14 protein-coding genes are annotated in these 24,074 nt (G+C 47.6%); 3 read left to right on the forward strand and 11 right to left on the reverse strand.

Features of this window, described 5'->3' with window-relative positions:
* Positions 1-363: 363 nt before the first annotated feature.
* A complete protein-coding gene (locus tag KTH90_RS06140; RefSeq protein ID WP_238726453.1) occupies positions 364-3,243 on the reverse strand; it encodes a sialate O-acetylesterase in 2,880 nt (959 codons plus the stop codon).
* Between the two features lie 386 nt (positions 3,244-3,629).
* Between KTH90_RS06140 and KTH90_RS06145 the strand changes: the two genes are divergently transcribed.
* Positions 3,630-5,078, forward strand: coding sequence for a D-alanyl-D-alanine carboxypeptidase family protein (locus KTH90_RS06145; RefSeq protein WP_158350528.1), 1,449 nt, complete (start codon positions 3,630-3,632; stop codon positions 5,076-5,078).
* A 160-nt stretch (positions 5,079-5,238) separates the two neighbouring features.
* On the opposite strand, the gene KTH90_RS06150 is transcribed toward KTH90_RS06145, so the two are convergent.
* The 7 genes from KTH90_RS06150 to KTH90_RS06180 form a co-directional block, all read right to left on the reverse strand.
* Positions 5,239-6,489 carry a Gfo/Idh/MocA family protein gene (locus KTH90_RS06150; protein WP_238726454.1) on the reverse strand — a complete coding sequence of 417 codons (1,251 nt, stop codon included), beginning with the start codon at positions 6,487-6,489 and terminating at the stop codon, positions 5,239-5,241.
* A 22-nt stretch (positions 6,490-6,511) separates the two neighbouring features.
* Positions 6,512-7,459 carry a hypothetical protein gene (locus tag KTH90_RS06155; protein ID WP_238726455.1) on the reverse strand — a complete coding sequence of 316 codons (948 nt, stop codon included), beginning with the start codon at positions 7,457-7,459 and terminating at the stop codon, positions 6,512-6,514.
* A 41-nt stretch (positions 7,460-7,500) separates the two neighbouring features.
* Positions 7,501-10,797, reverse strand: a complete 3,297-nt coding sequence (locus tag KTH90_RS06160) for a carbohydrate binding domain-containing protein (protein ID WP_238726456.1) — start codon at positions 10,795-10,797, stop codon at positions 7,501-7,503.
* Positions 10,798-10,855: 58 nt separating this feature from the next.
* Positions 10,856-11,695 (reverse strand): carbohydrate ABC transporter permease, encoded by an 840-nt coding sequence (locus KTH90_RS06165; protein ID WP_158350520.1) that lies wholly within the window; start codon positions 11,693-11,695, stop codon positions 10,856-10,858.
* 86 nt (positions 11,696-11,781) lie between these two features.
* Complete coding sequence (locus KTH90_RS06170) at positions 11,782-12,699, reverse strand: carbohydrate ABC transporter permease (protein ID WP_238726457.1); 918 nt, start codon at positions 12,697-12,699, stop codon at positions 11,782-11,784.
* 79 nt (positions 12,700-12,778) lie between these two features.
* Positions 12,779-14,140 (reverse strand): ABC transporter substrate-binding protein, encoded by a 1,362-nt coding sequence (locus KTH90_RS06175; RefSeq protein WP_158350518.1) that lies wholly within the window; start codon positions 14,138-14,140, stop codon positions 12,779-12,781.
* 163 nt (positions 14,141-14,303) lie between these two features.
* Positions 14,304-15,635: an extracellular solute-binding protein gene (locus KTH90_RS06180; RefSeq protein WP_158350516.1), complete on the reverse strand. Its 1,332-nt coding sequence runs from the start codon at positions 15,633-15,635 to the stop codon at positions 14,304-14,306.
* Positions 15,636-15,878: 243 nt separating this feature from the next.
* Between KTH90_RS06180 and KTH90_RS06185 the strand changes: the two genes are divergently transcribed.
* On the forward strand, positions 15,879-17,690 hold the full coding sequence (locus tag KTH90_RS06185; protein WP_238726458.1) for a sensor histidine kinase: 1,812 nt from the start codon (positions 15,879-15,881) through the stop codon (positions 17,688-17,690).
* On the forward strand, positions 17,669-19,237 hold the full coding sequence (locus tag KTH90_RS06190; protein ID WP_238726459.1) for a response regulator: 1,569 nt from the start codon (positions 17,669-17,671) through the stop codon (positions 19,235-19,237). The genes KTH90_RS06185 and KTH90_RS06190 overlap by 22 nt, the downstream gene beginning before the upstream one ends.
* Before the next feature lie 35 nt (positions 19,238-19,272).
* Here the strand turns inward: KTH90_RS06190 and KTH90_RS06195 are convergent, their stop codons facing one another.
* The 3 genes from KTH90_RS06195 to KTH90_RS06205 are packed head-to-tail and all read right to left on the reverse strand — an operon-like array spanning position 19,273 to position 23,802.
* Positions 19,273-20,925 (reverse strand): glycoside hydrolase family 13 protein, encoded by a 1,653-nt coding sequence (locus tag KTH90_RS06195; protein WP_238726460.1) that lies wholly within the window; start codon positions 20,923-20,925, stop codon positions 19,273-19,275.
* Entirely contained in the window at positions 20,918-22,438 is a 1,521-nt protein-coding gene (locus KTH90_RS06200) for a response regulator (RefSeq protein ID WP_238726461.1), read from the reverse strand. Before KTH90_RS06200 ends, KTH90_RS06195 begins: the two co-directional genes overlap by 8 nt.
* A gap of 17 nt (positions 22,439-22,455) precedes the next feature.
* Positions 22,456-23,802 (reverse strand): sensor histidine kinase, encoded by a 1,347-nt coding sequence (locus KTH90_RS06205; protein WP_238726462.1) that lies wholly within the window; start codon positions 23,800-23,802, stop codon positions 22,456-22,458.
* Positions 23,803-24,074 lie beyond the last annotated feature (272 nt).

The raw sequence follows: 24,074 nt of genomic DNA on the forward strand, positions 1-24,074 counted from the left end.
TCAGTCCCTACTGGCCGCCGGGCGGTTTTCAGGCTGAAACTCAGGAGTGATCTTCGGAATATTCCGACTGGCACCGGGCTTTCACCCTCCCCGGCTCGCTGCTGCGTTTGGAATATCTTACTGTCTCCGTCTGCGTTTTTTCATATCAACATATAGTAGCTATACGTTAACATATTATAAGTCCGAAATCCGCATTCTGTCAAGGAAAACCCTTTTTTTCAGGGCATTTTCAGGCCTGAATCCTTTCTTTTTCCTTAGACGATGATTTCTCTTTAGCCGGATAGGAGCTTCCGACAGAAAAGCTGTCCACAGGGAGAGACAGCCTTTAGTAGAATAAATTCTTGGAAAAATGATGTTCTGGAATCAGCTATGAACTCTTTTCTTCTTCCATATGTATGTTATGATCACGCCTGCGAAGATAAGCATCAGAATCGGAAAAAGAAAATGAGATTCATCGCCTGTAAGGGGGGCCTGCAGGTTATCCCCGGAATTTTGCTCCTTAGATATGGTTCCGCCACTTTCCCTGGTCTTGAGGTTGTTTATCGACGTTTGCAAATCGGAGAATGCCGTATCTACTTGCCCCTGGACGGCCTTGGGATTTTCCAATACTTCTTTCGCTTTTTTAAGAGCGCTCTGGAAGGATTCCCAGCTGGCGGCCGTATAATTATCATTACTCTTATCCTTATTCGCCTGATATAGCTGTAATAATCTATTTTTCTCGACGCGAATCACTTTCAGGCCGTCAGCTGCCGACGTAAGATCGCCATATGCTGTATCCACCTGTCCCTGGGTCGCTTCTGCATTCTCCAATACTTCTTTTGCTTTTTTAAGCGCTGTCAGGAAAGATTCCCAGCTGGCGACCGTATAATTATCGTTACTTTTATCTTGATTCGCAAAATATAGATCTCTCAGACTTTTGATCACTACCAATCCGTCGGCAGCCTCTGATAACATTCCTTCTGCTTTATCCAACACTGTTTGTCCGCTATATTCATTGTTAAGAGCTGATTTCGCATCTAACAGCGCTGCCTGTAACCGGCTCCAGCTCCCTGCAGTATAAGAATCCTTCTCAAGCCTATCTGTTTTACTTACCAGTTGATTCAGCCTGGCGGCGTTAACCATTTGCGCGGGTACGTCATAAAACGCCAGCATCGGCTCATTTCTTTGATTCCATACACTTGGCGATGGTTTCACCGCAGCCAGTCCATCTATTTTCACCACTCCTGAAAGTTCCCGGCCCACTTTCAATCTGACATGACAGCCGTCTATCTGCGCATTTATGATAGGCACAGTACCGTTGTCGTCCCGCACAGTAAAATCAGTAATGGCGCCGTTTGCCTTCAGCCCGTCATCCGCGTAACGAAAGGTCAGAAGAATCGTACGATCTTTGATAACTCCATAGCTAAGATTCGGCTGTTCCCATGGGATCTCATCCCCATATGCCAGGGCTAATGCGGCTTTCGCCATACGTTTTGCCAAAATGACGTTACTGTTAGCGCTGTTATGGATTCCGTCGCTCAGCTTTAAACCAGAGGTAGAAATTACAGCTGTATTAGGAATATAAATTTCACTTTGCGGATCACCTAATTGGCGCTGAATCTCTTTCATCTGATACCAGAGTGATGCCGGCGGATGCCTGTGATCACGGTCGGCATGACTATTGAGCTGCGCCGTAATTACAGTCAGGCTGGGATTATGCAAATCCGAGCGCAAATCCTCTATCAATTGAGTAAAACGTCCGGCATAAGCGTCTACATTCTCCTGGGGTACAGACCCATCGGAAGTAGACAGTGTTTCAGCCTCGCCCTGATACCAAAACATGCCTTTCGCTTTTCGGTTCTCAGGATCGAAACAGTCTAAAATACGGTCATAATAGGTTCCGCCCTTTAGCCATTCTGAAATACTGCTGCCTCCTACCGCGACCTGCATAATACCTACGGGAACATTTTCCATTCGTCTGATCTCTTTTGCAAAAGCCAGTCCCGGTGCGTGGTTTGCCGGAGACTGTACCTCCCCGATCGGCTGGGACGCCAGACTCCAGGACCCGCTTGCCCAACGGTAAAGGTGTACACCCTCCATGGAAGGGTCATCCCCGGCGCTGTTTACGTCTTCTTCCGGCAGATAGAGGCCGTAACCGGCCGCATTGCTCTGACCAGCGATTATCCATAAATCCCCGATTCCTACCGGAGCCAGTGTGCTTTGGAAAATTGTCGTTCCATCACTTTTTCCAGTTACCTGAATTCTATATAGTCCCGTGGGGACTTTTTGTATTACTGCATGAAATGTTTCTTGATCGACTTCAGCCTGCACCGGTTCCATACCCTCTATTTTTTCACCTGCAGAATCCAACAGTGTAATTTCCACATCGGCGGCTTGATTCCCTAACATTTTCCCGTTAACCGGAATGGCGGCTGTTCCATCCTCCTCTCTCTGTATAATCTGATAGCTCTTCGGCGTTTCTATTTCAGCTCTGTTTATTTTAGCTAGTCCTTGGATCTCTTCCCCGGATAAGGACCGATCATAAACTTTTAAATCATCTATGGCTCCCTTAAACATATGTCCCGTAAAAGGTGCGGTAGCCTGCGTGTTCCATCCTCCACCGATTAGTAGAGGTACATCCCATTGGTCTGCCGGACCTTCCGAAATTGTCTCTGCCTTCACCGGAGCGCCATTTAAATACAATATTTGTGTAGTCCCATCATTGGTTACCGCTACGTGCTGCCACTGACCCAGGGATACCGTACCCGCATCTGCCGCTGTCCAACTGCTACTGGATATCTGCGCTTCTAAAGCACCATTGTTTCGAATATACAAAGATAAATCCTTTTCCCCCATTACCGGCGTACGGGAACGGCAAATAATCCGGCTTAAACCATTTGGATTGAGATCCACCTTAACCCAGGCGGCAATGGTAACTTTTCCGCTGGCCACCTGGTAGTCTGTTCCCAAATTAATATAATTGGTGCCGCCGTCAAATTGCAGAGCTTTACCGAGGTCATCTTTGCCTTCCACAAGGACCGGCGAATTCCCTTGTACAGCAAACGCCCGGTTATCTACCGAGTTGGTCACAGATCCATTTTCTATAGAATCCATATTAAAATCTAAGAGTAAACCATTTTCTACAGACAGCTCTTCCGCAGACGGTACCTCTCCCGATGGTTCCGCGGCCTGTACAAACATACCGCCGGTACAGAAACATACGGTTAGTATGACTGCCAGCGCCATTTTACACCTTTTCCACATAAAATTCCCTCCCGATTTTCATCAGCCATGCCCCATACAGGTCTGAATATTTGGTATCAGTATAGCAAACATAGGGAATTTAATATTTAGAATAAATTTGGATCTATTGTGTACTTTTTTTACAAATGAAGAATCTGTAACAAAATATTAAATAGAGTTACTCGGTAAGCTTTCATGAATTGTCGAAACTTCGCATAATTTTTGACATTGTGGTCATCCTATTCGAAAAGTTGTCAATTTTCAGAACGGTTATGCTTTCGTTCCAATCTGTCATTTCATTCGTTTTTTGTTTCCATTTTCAACCATATTTGTAATCTTGCCATCTGTCATAAAATGACATATAATGTAAATATTACAAAATTGTTAATTAAGGAGTTTATCTTATTATGAAATATAGATTACGATCCCTATTTGCTTTGGGACTTTCTGTCCTGCTCTCTTTTTCGACCTTCCTGACTGCGTTTGCCACGGAAACGGACAATTCTGGTGATTCCTCCGGTCAGGCATCTTCTGATCAGACGTCGCAGGAATCTACCGGAGACATATCCTGGCCTCAGGGACCGGGTATCGAAGGGGAATCCGGAATCGTCATGGAAGTATCCACAGGTACCGTATTATATGATAAAAATATGCATGACCAGCACTACCCGGCCAGCATTACAAAAATACTGACTGTTCTTTTGGCTCTGGAAAACTGTTCCCTGGACGAGATGGTGACCGTCCCCTATGAAGCGGCGCATATGCCGGAAAAAGGGTCCCATATTGCGCTGGATGCCGATGAACAGCTTACTATGAAAGACTGCCTCTATGCCATGATGCTGGCGTCCGCCAATGATGCCGCCTATGCGGTAGCGATCCATATCGGCGGCACGATCGAAAACTTCGCCGACATGATGAACCGGCGCGCGCAGGAATTGGGATGTACCGATTCACACTTTACTAACTGCAACGGACTCTTTGATGAAAATCACGTATCCAGCGCTTATGACATGGCGCTCATCACCAGAGAAGCGTTAAAACACGAAACATTCCGCGAGGTATCCGGAACGGTATTCTATGAAATCCCTCCCAGCGACACACAGCCAGACCTGATACCCATGTACAACCATCACAAAATGCTGACCAGCTCTAAATATCACTATGACGGTGCATTCTCCGGAAAAACGGGATATACCAATATAGCCAGAAATACTCTGGTAACCTGCGCCTCCCGGGGCGGTATGGAACTGATCTGTGTGACTATGAAAACCGAAGGCAGACAGGTATATGTAGATACGGCATCACTGTTAGATTTTGGTTTTGATCATTTTCAAAAAATAAATATTGCCCAAAACGAATCTATCTACAGCCAATCATCCGTTTACCGGGAATCCTCACTGATTAAGGACAAATCCATGCTCCATGTCTCACAGGATGGTTATGTCATAATTCCAAACCAGGCTTCTTTTTCAGATCTGACAGAAGAACTGGTCTACGGGCCCAGCAAATACAAAGATTCCTCCGTCGGTCTTCTCAACTTCCGGTACGGCAGCCGTTTCGTCGGATCGACCAGCCTGGAATTGACCGCCCCGTCACTCCCCAGCTATACCTTTCAGTCTGTCAGCGCCTCCGTCTCTTCCGAAAACAGCACCGGCAGTACCACTCAAGCCCCGGAACCGGAGAAAAAAAGCGCAGGAAAAACAGCGGTCTATATAATAGCCGCCGTCATTCTTTTCCTTGCCCTCCTTTTCGCCATATGGGTCTGCGTAGTCAAATGGCAGCGTTGTAAACGGCTGCGCGCGCGATGCAAATGGAAAAAAGAATTCTATTCTAATTTAGATGACCAGGATGATTAAAACATAAATAACCGCCGGTTTTGTACCGTATTTCTGCTCCCCCCCATAGGATACGTCCGTACAGAGCGGACACCTGGCGGGCTGCGCCCTGGTTTTCGGACAGTCTCCCCAAGTATCAGGAGCGGGCCGTCCTTGCGCCTGCCCGCTCTACTTTCATATATTACAAATCCACAACCATATGCTGGTTCCTGGCTTTTTCTGCCGCGAAGCACATCAGATGGGCCTGCAGGCTCTGGGCCGCCGTCGTCTTGTTCTGAGCGGTTTCGTCCGCCTGCACTGCGCGCACGAAATCCCGGATCAGAAAGAAATCCCCGCCTCCGTGATTGTAGCTGTTTTTTACCTTCGGCATCTCCACCGTGATGTGGACGGGATCAGGAGCCCCGAACACCTGATAGACGATCTCGTTCTTCTCCATATCCCCGATTAACTCGCCCCTGGTACCCATTATTTTTAATGTCCGGTTACAGTCCTGCGTGAATGCAGTCATCACAAAACTGGCCGTGCCGGTGTTTTCAAATTCCAGATTTACCACCTGATGATCCACCACATTATTGTCACAGTGGTAGACACAGCGGCCGTAGGGGCCTGATTCCAGCGCTTCCAGAATCCCCTTTCTCGTGGTATCCGTAGTGATCGCGCTCACAAAGCCGTCCTTCTCCGCCCGGGGATGCTCCAGATAAAAGCGCGGCGCGTAATAGGGGCAGATGCCAGCAGCCGGACATCCGTCCAGGCATCGCGCCGGCGCTTTGCGGGGCGCGTTTTCGGGTTTGAAATGTGTCAGGCTGCCAAAGGAGGATACCCTGCTGCAGCGTGAATCCATAAGCCAGGATATAATGTCCATATCATGGCAGCTCTTCTGCAGCAGCATCGGGCTTGTGGTCTCACTGTTGTTCCAGTTGCCCCGCACGAAGCTGTGGGCCTGATGCCAGTAACCTACATTTTCGATCTGCTGTATACACAGCATCTGGCCCAGTACCCCTTCGTCCAGCAGCTGTTTGATTTTAGAGTAAAAGGGGGTATACCGTAGCACATGGCAGACACTCAGCACCAATCCGCTTCCGGACGCCGCCTGTTCGATCTGGCGGCACTCGGCTTCTGTGCTCGCCATCGGTTTTTCCAGAAGTACATGGTATCCCATGGTGAGGGCCTGAACCGCTGGTTTTGTGTGCATGTCGTCCAGTGTGCAGACCAGGCAGGCGTCGGCAAATTTAGGCTGGTCCAGAAGCTGTTCCCAGCTCTCGCAGGCGTGTTCTGGGGCGATCCCGTACTCTTCCACAAACTGTTCCCGCCGTGCCCGGTCCGGTTCGGCCACTCCCACGATTTGAAATTCTTCGGGGCATTCCCTGGCGTAATGGGCATAGATATTGCCGCGGGCGCCCGCTCCTAATAAAATTGCAGTTATTTTTTTCATGTTTACCTCCATATAGGCACACCTATGTCACGATCTTCGTCCGCAGCTGTCTGCGCAGATCAGTATAGGACGTCTCCACCAGTCCCATGTTCCAGGAGCTGTCACTCTTCTTTTTTCCGCCGTACCAGAGTTTCAGCTTATCGCCCGGTTCATCCAGCAGAAAAGATGCCCGGTAGATGCAGAAGTCATCCCATGCGCCTTTTGGCCCCGGATCCAGCACAGCATCGCTATAGGTTTCCCAGTCCTGCCCCGGGTCTTTGCGGGCATAGAACAGACTGCAGTAATCGCAGTTTGTACCGTCCGGATACGCGGGGTAAAACGCGTGCAGTACGTCCGTGGCCGGATCTCTCCACACACTGATATGCCAGATCTGGTGGCCGGGCTGTGCCAGGTCATTACACGTGGTTTCCTCTCCCCATAGCAGTCCGTCCAAAGAGATACGGCTGCGCACCTTATTGTTCTGATTTTCAAATCCGGTATTCCCGGAATCCACATACCACATCTGCCAGCTGCCATCCTTCCTCTGCTGAATCGCCGGTGACAATATACTGTACATCTGGCCGGGGTCTTCCAGTACGACCTGCGGTCCCTCCCAATGGCTGCCGTCCCGGGAGCGCAGAAGCTTTACCCAGGATCTCCTGATATCATCCGCCTCCACGTAGTACAGACGCAGTTCCTTAAGCTTTGGTTCATAGCATAGTTCCACATCACAGTTATGGCCTACGGCCGGGCGCGGCACCAGCGGATTGGTGACGCCCACAGGCTCCTGCCAGGAACGCCCGTCGCGGGATACCAGTACCGACGGATCTTCATATCCTCCGTCGTTGAAAGGATAAGGGGTCATGGCCATCCAATATTCATATCCCTGAAAGCCGTCGGGAAAGTATAATACCGATGGGTGGGTCGTCTGGTTCGAGCCGTCATAAGACGGGATCAATTCGGGTGTAATTGCATTTTTCAGTATCGCCATAGAAAAACCTCCTTGTTATTTATTGTGGATCAAGCCTACTCCTATTCAAGCGCATTCAGGAACTCTGTAAAATCCCGCTGGGCCAGCCCGATATGCCAGGAGGAATCCTCCTGCTTTTTAGCGCCGTACCATACCTTCAGCGTGTTACCTTCCATCAGCATGGAGGACCGGTAGATGCAGTAGTCATCCCATGTACCGCTGTTGCCGGATTTTAAGATAGGTTTGCTGAAGAATTCCCACTTATTCCCTGTCCGATTCACTGCGAAGAACAGTTTGCAGGAATCACAGTCCGTACCGTTGGGGTAAGCCGGGAATACCGCATAATAGCTGCCGCTGGCCGCATCATAATGAACGTCGATATGCCAGACCTGGTATCCGGGCTGGACAAAATCCGTACAGGTGGCCGCTCCCGACCAGGAGATTCCATCTGAGGAAGTGCGGTATTTTACCGTATTGCTCTGGTTGTTCCAGCCTGTATTTCCCGCATCCACATACCACATCATATAGGTGCCGTCCGGAAGAATCTCAATCGACGGGGACAGCATACTATATTTTTTGATCAGGTCCTTTAAGACGGTCACAGGCGCCGACCAGTTCACACCGTCTGTGGTACGGATCATTTTTATCCTGGAGCTGATGATGTCATCGGCATCCACGTAATACATGCGCAGTTCATCGGCATTCGGTACATAGACCAGATCTACATCACAGTTATGGCCCTTGCTGGGCGTATCAATCAGAGGATTGGTGACTCCCTGGGGTACCTCCCAGTTAATTCCGTCATTGGAAGCGACGATGGAAGGATTCTCCAATGCACCATTGTTAAATGGATACGGAGTCATTGCCATCCAATAGGTATAACCGTTCCAGGGCTGGTCAAACCGGACTACCGAAGGATGGGTCGGCTGGTCAGTTCCCTCATAGGTAGGAATGCTAAGAGGCGCGGCTGCGTTCTGCAGAGGCTCATAGCTGCTAAGATCCGTGACTTTTTCTAAGGTAACGTCATCCAGATATCCGTCGCCGGAGCCGCTGTTCTGCCGGAAACCGAAAATAGTTGCATTATGATTTGACTCCCCTGTGTTGAATGTGACTGTGATTTGTCTGTACTGCGTATCTGTGGTAGTGGAGAAGATCTCGCTCCCCCCAAAGTTTTTTACCCCCAGTGTCATCACGGAACCTGCGTTTGCTACTTTCACCCAGGCACGCAGTACGTATTTACTGTTGGGTTCTACGGATATATTCTGCTCATAGCTGCTATTCTTCGCCAGCTTTGCAGCATAATTTCCGGAGTGCTGGTTTTGATTTACGATGGAAGCGCTGTTGTAAGGTCCCCACGGATAAGCGGCTCCGCTCTCGAATCCCGCATTATCCACCAGGTTCGGTGCGGTACTGCTCGTATATAATATACTGTCTACATCGATAAAGTTATCCTGAGAAGATGCATTCTTCTGTCCTTTGCACACGATGCGCAGCGTATGTTCCCCAGGCGTCAGATCCACCGCGCAAAACAGCACCTGCTGGTAAATATTCCGGGCATCGTAACAGTCCACGGTTTCCTTCAAAACACCGTCCAGGTAGACTTCCGCCATTCCATAGTTGACGTCCTTCTGGCCAATCCAGGACACTGCGGTCCCTTTGAATGAAATGGCCGCTGCGGCTCCCGCGCTGTTCGTGTAATGGGAGTCGCCGGAATAACCGCCGGTACATGCGGTGTCATAGGTCCAGCTCCCCTGATAAGCGATTTTCTCATCATTATCATTAATCTGCAGCTGTACGCCCTGATCCGGCGTCGCATAAGCGCTCTCATGGGCCCCGATATCCGGCTGTCCATCATATAGCGCGTTGCCCCAGAAATCCAGGCCTCCGTTTCCGGACATTGCCTCGCCTGTATTAATGCAGGGTGATGCTGACGTCAGCTGATAGCCGGACAGACGGCCGGCGCTTAAAAAGTCTATGCCCGTTCCTCCGGTTCCCGGAGAGACAAGCGCAGGATCGGCTATCATATTCCCTGATCCGCCGGGCTTGTTACCGTTTCCATAAAAGCAGTTGTTGGCAAAGACAGCGTTCCCCGGATTATAGGCACCGGATCCCAGATTATAGAATATATTGTTGGTGTATTTTACATTGCTGCCGGCCGATGCAAAATGGCTGTCCTGAATTTCCGTGGAAAGACCCTCGCCAATATAAAATGTATTATTATAAGCGTTGACATGGAGCTTGGAATTACTGGAGAACATAAACAACCGGCTCAGGTCATTCTGGCTGATATTATAGCGCACTACTGTGTTGACAGCGTCTCCCATATCCAGGAAGAACCCGCCTTCATTATCGTGGCTGTAGTTGTATTCAAATGTAACATTCTCACACTTAATATCCGCATCAAAGGCCATTCCGTCATTATTGCCGGGCAGGAACCTGTGGGTATTATACACTTCATTGTACCGGAATACGGAGTTTTTACAGAACGCGCCCCAGATACCGGCGTAACAGCCGTATTGGGCACTGCTGCCGGCTCCCCCGTTGGCAGCTCCGTCACACACATTGTATTCAATTACCGCCCCATCCACATTTTTGGCCACAATACCGTCGCCCTTCACATTGCGGACCGTGTTACCGGCGATATACACATTCGTGGAATAACCAAAGGCCGCATCCCACACATTCCGGTCCTCATTAAATGTATAGGTAGTAATGCCGCCTTTACACAAGTCATGCACGTAATTGCCCTCTATGCGCACATCATTGTACTTGGAGGAAGAACCATATCCGGTGATGCTGATTCCCCCGAAGAGGCATTCCACATCACTATTGGTATCTTTGGAAGGAATATTGAACACTTCACAGTTTTTTATGTAAATATGTTCGATCGTACCCTGGTTTTTATTTTCCACCCAGATGCCGGTGCGGCGGTCGTTGTTGTGGGTCACGCTGCTGCTGATGCGCAGGTTATTGATCTCCCAGTAACCCTGGTTAATCAGGGATACCACTTTCTTATCCGCTTCCCCTCCGAGAATCAGCGGTTTTTCACCCTGTCCGTAGCTATCCAGTTGAATGGGTGCTCCGGCGCTGCCGGATCCTTTGGGCGCGAGCCCGCCGTTCCAGGTACATCCGGCTTTGAACAGAATCCGGTCACCCGGCTGAAAAACTGTGCTGTTCACTTTGTCAAGAGTCTTCCAGGCGGCAGTCTCGGATAAGCCTGTGTTGGTATCGTCACCGGCGGCTTGATCTACATAGTAGACAGCGGGACCAGCGTCTTCTTCTGCAAAAGAAACGGAACTGAAGGATATACATAGACAAACCGTTAATAATAAAGCCAGAATTTTTCTTAAATGGTTCATAGTAACCTCCCCTTTTTCTTTCATATAATCTGAACTGTGTTACCGATATGATCCTCTGTTACCCCTTCACCGCGCCGGCCGTCAGGCTTTTGATAAAGACTTTCGAACAGGCACAGAACAAGAGTATCGTAGGCAGCACGGAAACCACGATGGCTGAGAACATACCGTTGCGGTCCATGGAATAAGTGCCTTTAAACTGGCCCAGCAGGGCCGGAATTGTCATTTTGCTTTTACTGGTGAGCAGCAGGGACGCAAAATAAAACTCATTCCAGTTGTTCAGGAACGCCAGGATCGCACCGGTGGCGATACCTGGTTTTGCCAGCGGGAATATGATACGCCAGAACGTCTGGGAATAACCGCATCCGTCAATCTGGGCCGCCTCCTCCATTTCCCGGGGAATGGTCAGGAAATAGCTGCGGATTACAAAATAGGTGATCGCGATATTCAGGCCGCTGTATACGAAGATAACCGCCGAGCGGGTGTCCTGCAGATGGAAGGAACTCATCATCCGGTAAATCGGAAAACTGATGGAGATCGAGGGCACATATAAGGTCGACGCGAACATCAGCGTCACCAGCCCCTTTCCACGGAAATTCATTCTCGCAGAGACATAAGCTGCCATAGTGACCGCCACCGTGCTGACAGCTGTTGACAGTGTCGTTATGAACAGTGAGTTTGCAAAATAGGCCCCAATATTCAGTTTTGTAAATATAGAGATATAGCCGTCAAATTTCCATGGGTGCGGCAGTCCCAGCCCTCCCGGCACTTCTTTGAAGGATGAGATAAAAACCCATATAAGTGGATAAAGGGAAACCACCAGCACAAGGAACATGACCATATAGCATAGAATCGTCCCGGCTGCTCCATGGCGGTGTATATTTCTGTTTAATTTACTCATATTTTCCTCCATGCGTACGTTTGTACGTTTTCCCGCGCATATAGGTATACCTGACAGGTACTCTTAATACATGCCCTTCGGGCCCCCTATAAATCCGATTCACCGGTACGCAGCAGTTTATTGATGCTTAGTACCAGTACAAGACCGATGATTACCTGAATCACGCCCGCCGCGTTCCCAAGCGCAAAGTTTAGTTTTGTACTGCCCATGGATGTCTGGTATACATATAGGCTCAGACTGTAAGTGGCGCCGTCAGGCCCTCCTTTGGTCAGCAGGAACAGTTCATTGTAGAGCAGAAGGCCGTAATTACACGCTAACACCAGCACCGTACCGATCATAGGCCGAAGTAACGGCAGTGTAATCCTCCAGTCGGTCTGGAAGTCAGACGCGCCGTCGATCCGGGCCGCCTCGTACAGTTCCTGTGGGATGGCCGATATCTGCGACATCAGCAGCAGGCAGTTGGTCCCTCCGAACAGAATATAAGAAAAGGTAACGCCCCAGAACGCCGTTCCCGGTTTTGCCAGGATATTTAACGGCAGGTCCGGGTCAATCAGGTGGACCAGATCCGTAATCAACCCATTGGCCGGATCATACAGATTTAGAAAAATCAGGCCAATGGCAGCTGTGGAAATGATATTGGGTATTAAAAAGGCATTCCGCGTCAGTGCCCAGCCTTTTCGCTTTTTACTTAACACCAGAGCCACAAGGATCGAAAACGGCACCTGAATGACGGCGGTGAGCCCGATCCACTTTAAGGAGTTGATAAGAGCCGTTTTGAAATGAGTATCTTTTGTAAACAATCGGATAAAGTTGTCAAATAGATGATTCCATCCCAGGAATTCCGGATGCAGAAGATTCTTGTAGTTCCACTCGCAGAATGAGCTTCCAAATATATTCACCAGCGGATAGGCATAGATTGCAAAAAACAAAAACATCCCCGGCAGCAAAAAAGCAAAGATAAATACGCTCCTGCGCCAATTTTTCTTTTTGCGCGTATTAAGCACGGCAGACTCCCTCCTTTGATACCGGTCAGCTTTAATTCAGCAGGGCTTGAGGCCAAGCCCTGCTGTTATTCTGCCAAGACTAATTCAAAGTCTCATCCAGTTCAGCCACGATCTGATCTGCTGTCTTACTCCCATCGTGCATGGCCGCATACTTTCCGCCGATTTCCATTTCCACATCACTGCCCCACAGGGAACTCATGGCACAGGTCTGATAATCTGCCTGGGCACACTGCTTGCACGCTTCTGCTAACTTGCGCACTACCGGATCCGCGCTTTCGTCATTGATATACTGATCATAATCCAGACCCAGATATGCGGGCATCGCCAGAACTTCGGTAAAAATACGTTCGGACACTTCAGGGCTGCACATGTATTTCACAAACGCTACGGCTGCATCCTTCTGCGCATCACTTAACTTATCACTGATGACATAGCCGCAGGAAGCGGACATGATTGCCGCATGTTTTCCGTTCTCACTGGCAGGGAACACGGCTGGTTTTACCACTGCGGGATCGATCTTAAGTCCGTCGCCCACAAAGCTGCTGGCTTCCCACACTCCATTGAACAGCATGGCTGCGTCACCGTTTAAAAAGTCGTCGCGGTAGGATTCGGAGTCGGCCGCTCCGAAATAAGCGGTGTCGATCTGGCTGAGCGCATGTTTCTCAACAAAATCAACCGTACCCTTGAACGCGTCATTGTCAAATGTGGTAAGAGGTGTGTCGATAAAATCCCGGCCCTCCTGGGTACCCAGAAGATGTGCCATAAACATAATATTGGTAGGCCATCCCTGATTCAGTGAAACCGGTGTCTTAACATCGGGTGACGCTTTCAATTTATCAAACGCCGCTACAAAATCGTCCCAGGACTGCCATTGATCCGGAGTATCCGCGCCGGCTTTGCTGAACAGATCTTCGTTATACCAGAAGCCCATGGTTTCCAGCTGTTCCCGCACCGTATAGATTTTACCGTCTACCAGGTTTTGGTCATAGTTAACGCCTACTCCGGCCTTAAAGTCGGCATCCGCGTCTATGTAAGGCTTCAGATCCATAATCAGTCCCGCTTCGCTGGCTGCCGGCACTACATTCCAGCCGCCGGTCTCCACGATATCCGGGAAACTGCCGCTGGCTATTTCCTGTATACATTTGTTGTATACTGCTTCCGGATCTCCCTCCACGGGAACTGGTTTGAAGATAAACTCGTCTTTGTGCAGCTCGGCAAATTCGTCAAACAATGCGCGCATAGCTTTGGCATCCACCGCGTCATCCTGGTAGTAATGATGATAGAAGGTGATGGTGGGCAGATCGCCGCTCTCTTTTTCGTCTGCGGCTGCAGGCTCTGTGTTATCTTTACTTTCCCCGGATTCCGCCGGTTTGCTCTGACAGCCGGTCATCAGACCGCATACAAGCATCAGTGACAGAATACTTGCTAACATTCGTTTCATAAATAAAACCCTCCTTTAATGTATTTCAGTAACCTAATGGTACCTTTATTCCTACATTTTTGGGAGGGTTTTCCTTGACGGGAAATTGCAGTTTTTTGTTATATTATTTCATAATACCCTTAAAACCGGTTCCGTATTTGTGAAGTTTTTCAAAACTTGTGATTTATTGATCTGATTTTTCCATATCCTGCTGTGCTTTTAGCGCCAGATCCGTCATCTGCTGTGCCATTTCCACAGGGCTTATTTTCCCGTACATTAACTGTGGGTATAGCTTCGAACCTTCATTGTAAACCGCGGGATACCACATGGCCTGATAATCCTTTATCTTTATCTTAGCTCCTTTCGCGGCTTCCAGCATGGCGTACATCAACGGGTTTTCCTGTTTGAGCTGCCCCTGCAGATCAACCTCGGGATTCACCGGAACCGCCTTGATCTCCACAGCGATGCGCTCCTGTACTTTCGGGCTGCACATGAATTTAATGAATTCAGCGGCTGCCTCGATCCGTTCAGGACTGTTGTTTCCAACTACATATCCGGGGGATGCGGATGAGTATACCGTGGCATTGGGATATATGGCGGCCCCTACCTGGTCCGTGAAACCCGGAGGTACCTTTTCAGCATCGGACAGATCCAGCGCAAGCCATGCCCCATTGAATAGCATAGCCGCGTTGCCGGAAAAGAATTCGCTCTCCGCAATGCCGTAGTTGGCCGTGATAGCACTCTCCGGGGCGTAGCGTCTGAAACAGGTCTGTATCTGTCCCAGAGCTTCCACCATACCGGGGCTTTCGTAATCCGTGGGATGAAACGTCTGCATGAATTCCGTACCTCCCGCGCCGTCACTTCCGACTATCGCTCCCAGCAAAATATTGGTGGGCCAGGCGCTCTGACGCGTATCCAACGCCATGGGATGAATACCGCAGCTCACCAGTTTTTCACAGTTGTCCCAGAATTGAGGCCAGGTTTTAGCCGGTTCGATCCCCGCTTGTTTGAATAGTTCTTTGTTATACCAGTAACCGATCACATTTTTCTGTGCGGTGATGGAGCTTAGTTTTCCATCCACTACGTTATCCCTGAGGTTCTCTTCCCCTATCCAGCTCTTGAATTCCGGATCTGCTTCCACATAAGGCATGAGATCCGCCACTTTATCCGCGTCTTTCACCAGTGAGGAGAGTTCATAGCCGGACGTGTCGATGAGATCCGGCATTTCGCCGGAGGATATTTTAATGCGCACATGACTGATCAGATTCTCCAGGCCCGGCACCACTTCCACACGCAGAGTAATCTTCCCCGCATACTGTTCCTGAAACTCTTCGATCAGCTGTGTCATAATTTCATTATTCTGGTCCATATTATTCCAGCGGCAAAGTAAAATTTCAACCGGTTGATTCTCTTTATCCACCGGTGTCGTATTTGCTGCGCCAGCACTTTTCTGCCCACACCCCATAAGCAAAAGAAGCGCCAGGGATATCACAGCTATCCACAGCCGTCTCTTCATATCATCACCATCCTCCTTATCTATCTTAGCACATTCCCGCTAAAAGGACAAAAACCTTTGCGTTTTGGACGGGGGCTTTTTCTGTCTATCTTTTTTCTGTCTTTTTTCATTTCTGGAAATCTATCCGAAAAAGTAAATCTGTGATACAATTTTGGTATGTACCGTTAATTATAGGAAATGAGATCCGGCCTTGGCAGATGAGAAAATTTAACGGTTTATAGAATCGGGAGAGGAGAAGCCGCCATGAAAAAAAAAGAAAAAACCAGGTTTCCGCTTTTATCCTCTTACCGCGGTAAAATGCTGATTGCCGCCATGTTTCCTGTCCTGCTGCTGATGATCGCTTCCCTGGGCTACATGAGTGTAACTGTACGCAATATATTACAGCAGAACTTTGAAAAAGATCTGGGACTTTATCTGAGCCAGGTAGATGATAACTTTTCAAAACAATTAAGCACCCTCTATAATTTGAACATGCTTCTGGTTTCCGACGAACAGCTCACAGCAGATCTGAAGGCGGATCCCCTGGCACCCGGCACTTATGAAGCAGCCACACAGCGGATACGGCTGGAAGAACAGCTTGAGAATTCGGCAATCGTGACTACGTATTCCCTCGCCACGGTAGACAGCGGCTCACTCCTGGAACGCTTTTACCTGTTCCGGGATCAGAACACCTGCTTTAAAGCCATGTTCCGGAACCGCGGCGCCTACGAAAATGAATTTGACAACTTTTTTCTGGAGCGCTACCGGGAACACATCTCAGAGGGTGAAAACAGCCAGATGGGTCTAAACGACGGAATCCTGTGGTATGCCTTTGATTTTACGGACCCGGACAACGACCGGGTACTGGGCACCCTCCTCTACCACATCAATGCGGACGTGCTCAGTGAAATTCCGGAAAGTATTATGGAATATGAGGGGGCTGTCTGGCAGATCAGCACGGATGATGGGGAAGTACTGCTCTCCAACCATGACTCTGTCCTGATACCGGCAGCTTCCAATGACGGAACGATCTCAGAGCAGACCGTAGGAAAAACCCGTTATCTCGCCAGTCATTATCACATCTCTCAGTTTGGCCTTACACTTTCCCTGCTGGTTCCACAGGCCCAGACACAGCGCGCCGCCGCCCGCAGCACCACTTTATACGTACTTATCCTGCTGGCCCTGGCTGTCTTAGTCCTGGCCATATGTGCCGCTATCGTCTACAAGGTGACCACCCCGTTTAATGATCTGGTCCGAAGTATCGGCCGGATCGAGCAGGGCGATCTGCAGGCGAAACTTCCGCAATACAAAGACATGGAGTTTCAGGAACTCAGTCATGTGTTCAACTCCATGACCACAAAGATCGATCACCTGGTGAATGATGTTTATCAAAAACAGCTGCTGGTCACGGAGGCAGAGTTAAAATCCCTGCAGGCACAGATGAATCCTCATTTTATGTTCAATGTACTTAACACGATCTCCATACAGGCACAGATGGACGGCAATGAAAATATCAGCCAAATGGTCTGTACGCTGAGTCAGCTCATGCAGGCCAGTATTTCCAAAAAAGGCGCGGAAAAAGTAACTCTCTCCCAGGAGCTTCAGTATGCCAAGTTTTACGTGGCTCTTCAGAACGCCCGTTTCGACGGGAAAATAGATTATCAGGTAAACTGCGCGGTACCCTCTCTGCTGGATTGCTGCATACCGAAGCTCACTTTGCAGCCGCTGATCGAAAATGCGGTGGTACATGGACTGGAGCCAAAGTATGGGGAAGGACATTTGGCGGTAAATATCTACGCGGACCAATCCTCCATCTATATAGATGTATTGGATGACGGTGTTGGTTTTACACCGGATCAGGTGGATCTGGAGCTGAGTGAAGATACGCCGGCGCAGCCGGGGCATAAAAGGATCGGCCTGGTGAATTCCCATAAAATTATCCGGCATTTTTATGGACTGGGATATGGGATTAACGTGGTATCATCACCCGGAAACGGATGCCGGGTGTCCCTGCATATCCCCATAGACCGGCCGGTGAAAGGAGCAAAAAACGCATGTACAGAATCGCCATTGTAGATGATGAAGCCATTGTCCGAAAAGGGATGATGAATCTGGTATCCTGGGCAAACCTGGGATGTAAAGTTGTCTGTGAGGCTGCGGATGGACAGGATCTGCTGGATGTAATCGACCGGGTACAGCCGGATATCGTGATTACGGATATTAAAATGCCGCGTATGGATGGCCTTGCGCTGTGTGCCTGGCTGCACGAACACAGGCCGGAGACACAGATTATCATGCTGACCGCTTACGCGGACTTTGAATATGCCCGGCAGAGCATGAAATATGGAGTAACCGACTATGTGACGAAAAGCGGAGGTATGAAAGAAGTAACAAATGCGGTACAGCATGCGATTGAACAGATGGAAGAGCGCCGCCTGCTTCAATCTAAGGCGGAACTTCACAAAGAGAATCTGGAGACGCTCCAGCAGACATTTCTTAAAAATTTATTTGACGGCCTCTGGACCGAACAGAACGCCCTTTACAGCCGCGCGGCACAGCTGCATCTCGATCTTTCCACTCATTGCGTGCTGTGTATGGAGTTTGATATGGATACGGAATCCCCGGAATCCGATGGGCTTAAAACCCTGGAGCCGGTATGTGATTTTTTGATTCTGGCCTTCAAGGACTACCAGTGCTGGTGTGTTCCTCTCAGCAGTACCCAGCTGGCCGTAGTGCTGGCGTCCCGGTCAGAGGCTGATCTGACTGTGAATAATCTGGAAAGCATCTGCCGAAAACTGCTTCAGGTCTTACATAATATGCTCAGCTGCCCCATATTCATAGGGGCAGGACCCATCGGCAGCCGTCTGCCGGAACTGGCACAGACCTATCAGCATGCGCGCGAAGCGCTGAACCGCCGCTTTCTGGAGGATGAAAGCCATCTCTATTTTTATGCAGACGATGAGCGTGTGTCCACGGAAGGTTTCACTCCGGTCAATGAAGCCATGGACCGGCTGATCACGGCCATTGGCAGCGGCGACCTGCAGGAGACGGAATTAAAGCTTCAGGAGCTGTTCGATCTGCAAAAGCAAAACCATATTCCGGCAGAGGTCTTAAAAAGCCAGGCCATGACGATCAACGCCGGCTGCGGCCGGCTGCATGCCGAGCACAAACTGGCCCCTGATAATATATATCAAAAGGAGGTACAATTCTATCAGTCTGTAACCGCCTGCCGCTCCCTGGAAGAATATAAGCGACTGCTTACCCCGGTCGTGATGGAGACCTGCCGCCAGCTGCAGGCTTCGGCGGAAAAAGGCGATCCCGTATTTCTTGCCAGGGAGTACATCCAGAAGAACTATAACCGGGATATTAATCTGAATGATATCGCGGAACAGATTCATGTGACTCCCAGTTATCTATGCCGGCTGTATAAAGAATCCACAGGCGGCACTGTAATGGCCGATGTGAATGCGCTGAAAATCGATCGCGCAAAACATTTGCTGCGCCAGCCGGGTGAAACGGTGCAAAGTGTAGCCCTGGCCATTGGCATGGAGGATCCGGCTTATTTCTCCCATTTTTTTAAAAAGCATGTGGGGATGTCTCCCAGAAAATTTCAGCAGAGGTAAGACTGGTTTTCCAGACCAGTTTATAATACGAAGTGTTAGATCAATATGGTATATACCGCGCTTTCGTATGCGTGCAGAACATGGTGGTTCACTGGCCCGCTGTAATTTCCAATAATCAATCGCCCGATATTAACGTGCAGATCCGATATGCTTAACTCCCTATCCGAAAAATTACACAGGACCAGATATCCTTCCTTTCCGTAATTTCTTGTATATGCAAATAAATCTTCATCGTCCGGCCGCAACAGCCTGAAATCCCCCTGCTGAACAATGGGATTCCCTTTACGAAGCTGTAAAACCTTTTGATAAAAATAATAAACCGAATCAGGATCCGAAAGTTCTCTTTTTGCATTTACCGCTCTCCAATTCGCCCCAACACTGATCCATGGCGTTCCCTGGGTAAATCCGGCACCTGCATTATTCTCCCACTGCATCGGCGTCCGGGCATTGTCCCGGCTGACATGCGCCAGATAATCCAGCATGGTACGTTTATCCAAAGTTCCTGCGTCCACAAAGCTATGATATGCGTTAAGGCTCTCTATATCCCTATACTGACCAATGTCAAAGAAGCCTGCATTCGCCATTCCAAGCTCTTCCCCCTGATAAATATAGGGGGTTCCCTGCATAAAATATAAGCATATGCACAACATTTTAGCAGAGAGATCCCTGTATTCCGGAAGATCGCACCCGAATTTGGAAACCGCCCTGGGCTGATCATGATTTCCCCAGAAGAGACAGTTCCAGGCCTCTTCCTTCATTTGTATCTGCCATTTTTGGAATACCGCCTTTAAGTCCGGCAAATAGGGGGATTGATTTGTCCATTTTCCATAAATTCCATCTGTCAGGCCGGTATGTTCAAACTGAAATACCATATTCAGCTCCTTACGATCAAAACCGGCATACTTTTTTGCGGTTTCTACCGTAAGTCCCGGACATTCGCCTACTGTCATAATATCGAAATGAGCTGTCACTTGACGGTTCATCTCTTTCAGATATTGATGTACTTTAGGTCCGTTTATGCAAAAGGGCGACAAATCTCCATTGATCCCATCCGGCATTTGTTCCGGTTTGGAAATCAAATTGATCACGTCCATCCGAAAGCCATCCACACCTTTTTTTAACCACCACTCCATCATTTTATAAATTTCTGCTCGAACAGAGGGATTATCCCAATTTAAGTCCGGCTGCTTTCTGTGAAATATATGCAGATAATACAATCCAGTAGCAGAATCCTTTTCCCAGGCGGATCCCCCAAACCAGGAACTCCAGTTATTGGGCTCATGGCCGTCCTTCGCTTCCCTCCAGATATAATAATCCCAATATGGATTATCCTTTCCTTTTCTGCTTTCCTGAAACCATTTATGTTCATCCGACGTATGATTAACCACAAGATCCATGATTAATCTCATGCCCCGTAGATGAATCTCCTCCAACAGACGGTCAAAATCTTCCATTTTCCCGTAATCTGCATGAATCGAGTAGTAGTCCCTGATATCATATCCATTATCTGCGTTTGGGGAATCGTATATTGGGCTCAGCCAGATCACGTCCGCTCCCAATGCCTTAATATAGTCTAACCGCCGTATAATCCCCTGCAGATCCCCAATGCCGTCCCCATTGCTGTCTTGAAAACTTTTTGGGTAAATCTGATATACAACCGCGTCCTTCCACCATTTTACGTTATTCATTCTGCGTATCCCCCTTAAAATATTTATGATATGCCGTGCTGAAATAATAGACATTCTGATATCCAACCATAGATGCAGCTTCTTTTTCATCAAAATGATACTGTTCTATTAATTTTCTGGCCTTTTCCATCCGCGTTTTCTGCAAAAACTCGGTAAAGGTGTATCCCGTAGCAGACTTAAATTGCCTGCTCAAATAGATGTAATTAATAAAATATGTTTGCGAAAAATTCATAAGGCTCAATTCTTCCATATATTTTTCCTTTACCATCGAAATAATTTCCTCAATGATCTCTTTTGTCGTAAGACTTCTCTTCAAATTTACGATATCCCAGGTCGAATCCAATAGACGGCTTAAAAAGAGCTCTATTTCTCCATACCATTCGAGATTATGAATGCACTCATTACATTCCCCTTCAATCGCTTCACTAACATTCATGATTATCCCATTATCCTGACAGCAGCGTTCCAGATAAAAGGTAAAATCCCGAATTGCATTTTGCAGGGCAGGAATATATACATAATCCATATCTTTGATCGGCCGGCAAAAGGCAGAAAGAATCTGGTCTCTTAGATCCTTTTTAGATACGATCATATCCAACAAGCCTTTTTTACATGCTGACAGGTTTATTTCTGAATGGGTTATTCTTTCAATATTTTCAAACCAGACTATCTCTCCTCTTCCATGCACCAGATATTCCACGGATCGCGCCGCATGATTTAAAGCATGGGCAAACAGCCCGATCTCTGAAATGAAATGTGTGGTTCCTATTCTTACTTGTTCCCCATATTCTTTTTTTATTTTTCTGAAATACTCTTTTAACCATTCATGATAGAGGTGGGTAACTCCCGCTGTTACCGGCAATGGAACTAATATTAATAAGCCAAACATACCCCTGCTTTCATTATATGGACGGACCCGTGCTTTAAAAGGGGCTTGAAAACACATATCATTCAAGTTTTTCTGTATCCCGACATCATAAATCTCCCCCTGGCCCTTCCCGAGGCAGATCATCGAAATCCATAATCCGTTTTGGGGGAATAGACGATTATACATACAAAACAGCTCTCTCATCTGATTAGAAGGTGTTTTTTTGATTGCCCCTACGAAGATTCTGTCAATTGGATCTTTTATATTTAACTCCAAACGCCTTTTTTCTTCTACACGCCTGCATGTCTTTCTTAAAATATCTTCTAATTTGGAAGGATCTATCGGCTTTAACAGGTAATCCGCCACATGTGCATGGATAGCCTGCTGCATATATTCAAAATTAGTATATTCGCTTAATACAATAATCTCACATTCATATCCTTTCTCCTCTATCAACTTTAATAATTCCCTGCCGTCACATACAGGCATACGCATATCTGTTATAACAATATCTACCGGCCTGTTTTCTAATATAAGAATGGCCTCTTTTCCGTTTCCGGCTTCACCGGTAAGCATTGGTCCAAACGGCAGTCTATGTATTTCCTCTACGATACTTTGGCGAATAATCTCTTCATCCTCTACCACCAATATCTGATACATCCCTATTCCTCCATAAAAACAATAACTCTTATCACAGTACCTTCATGGACATCACTGTCTATTTCCAATCTGGCGTTTTTAAATAATAGTTTAAGCCGCGCATTTAAGTTAGACAAACCAATATGTTCCGCCGGTGTTAACATCGTAATATCCGGCACGGATAATTCATTCTGAAGATTTTTCAGGCTTCCTTTTTCGATTCCGTTACCGTCATCCATAACTTCAATAATCAGACAGCTTTCACGCATATAGGCAGTAACATAAATATGCCCCGTTTCTGTTTTGTCTGCAAATCCATGAACGATCGCATTCTCTACCATGGGCTGAAGTGTAACCCTCGGAATCTGTTCATTCATTAAATATTCAGGAATAAAGATTTGATAATCAAGCCTGCTTCCAAACCGGATTTTTTGTATCGCCAGATAATTTTCCACATGATCGGCTTCTTCTCTTAAAGTGGCGCGAAAATCAGAACCCCGTATATTGTACCGCAGGATATTTCCTAAGGCATTTGACATAGTTACAACATCTGAGATACCATGCAAGGCCGCCATACTGCTGATCGACTGCAGGACATTATAAAGAAAATGAGGATTGATCTGTTCCTGCAATGCTTTAATAATCGTGTCCCGCTGCTTAATTGCCATCAAATATTCTTTTTCTATGGAATTCTTTAAATTATCCATTAAAGAGTTAAAAGTCTGTCCGATCTGAGCGGTCTCGTCCTGCCCGTTTATTTCTACCCGGTTATTTAAATTTTTTATTCCGGATGTTTTCATGACGGCCGCCAGTTGCTCAATCGGTTTGCTGATCGTCCCGGAAACATAGACGGTAATCACTACTGCCACTAAAATAATAATCACTGCCGCCAGCATAATGCCTGTCGAAACCGAAAGCGCATCTGCCGCATATACAGAATCCGGAATAAGCATGATAATAGAACAATCCATTTCTTCTGCTTTTTGAAAAATCCCTACATAACGCTCTTCTTTCCATTCCAAGTCCCATGCGGAATTTTCTGTTCCTGCCGGTGGCTTCAAATCATCAGGAAGATGAATCCCCGTTAATTGCTGAGCCGTATCATAGATAACACAGTTATTTGCGTCACAAATCACAGTTCTGGCGGAGGGATCCGGTTTCATCATTTCAGCCAAATGCTTTATTCTTGAGAGGTCAACGGTTATAAACATGGTTCCTTCCTCTTCAAAATGATACTGGGTATTGATAATATTTCTTGCAATCGCGTATACATCAGATGGATGCGCATTATTACGCAATGGCATATGTTTATGTGTCGGGATAAGTATCTGATTTTGATTCCAATCACTTCTATTTTTAATCAATTCCATATATTCTTCCGGAAGCAGCACATCCTCATAAAACTGATAATGCCCCGCCTCATCTCTGGTTGTATAGGTTAAGTATCCCTTTTTATCCACATAGATAATACTGTATACATCTGAACGGCTGCTTATACACGATAAAAAAACACTTTTCAATACTTCAAAATAACTTCTGCTGCCTGAAAAAGAAGCATTTGACCGCTGCTGCAGAAAATATTGAAAATTCTCGTTCAGATAAATAGATAAGAACAGATTGCTTAACTGATCATAAGAGGTCT

The organism is Diplocloster modestus, from assembly GCF_019042245.1.
Taxonomy (GTDB): Bacteria; Bacillota; Clostridia; order Lachnospirales; family Lachnospiraceae; genus Diplocloster; species Diplocloster modestus.

Bases quoted from the DNA above. Each gene is read 5' to 3' on its own strand.
- KTH90_RS06140 (WP_238726453.1), bottom strand. From the start codon at position 3,243: ATGTGGAAAAGGTGTAAAATGGCGCTGGCAGTCATACTAACCGTATGT.
- KTH90_RS06145 (WP_158350528.1), top strand. From the start codon at position 3,630: ATGAAATATAGATTACGATCCCTATTTGCTTTGGGACTTTCTGTCCTG.
- KTH90_RS06150 (WP_238726454.1), bottom strand. From the start codon at position 6,489: ATGAAAAAAATAACTGCAATTTTATTAGGAGCGGGCGCCCGCGGCAAT.
- KTH90_RS06155 (WP_238726455.1), bottom strand. From the start codon at position 7,459: ATGGCGATACTGAAAAATGCAATTACACCCGAATTGATCCCGTCTTAT.
- KTH90_RS06160 (WP_238726456.1), bottom strand. From the start codon at position 10,797: ATGAACCATTTAAGAAAAATTCTGGCTTTATTATTAACGGTTTGTCTA.
- KTH90_RS06165 (WP_158350520.1), bottom strand. From the start codon at position 11,695: ATGAGTAAATTAAACAGAAATATACACCGCCATGGAGCAGCCGGGACG.
- KTH90_RS06175 (WP_158350518.1), bottom strand. From the start codon at position 14,140: ATGAAACGAATGTTAGCAAGTATTCTGTCACTGATGCTTGTATGCGGT.
- KTH90_RS06180 (WP_158350516.1), bottom strand. From the start codon at position 15,635: ATGAAGAGACGGCTGTGGATAGCTGTGATATCCCTGGCGCTTCTTTTG.
- KTH90_RS06185 (WP_238726458.1), top strand. From the start codon at position 15,879: ATGAAAAAAAAAGAAAAAACCAGGTTTCCGCTTTTATCCTCTTACCGC.
- KTH90_RS06190 (WP_238726459.1), top strand. From the start codon at position 17,669: ATGTACAGAATCGCCATTGTAGATGATGAAGCCATTGTCCGAAAAGGG.
- KTH90_RS06195 (WP_238726460.1), bottom strand. From the start codon at position 20,925: ATGAATAACGTAAAATGGTGGAAGGACGCGGTTGTATATCAGATTTAC.
- KTH90_RS06205 (WP_238726462.1), bottom strand. From the start codon at position 23,802: ATGGAATTGATTAAAAATAGAAGTGATTGGAATCAAAATCAGATACTT.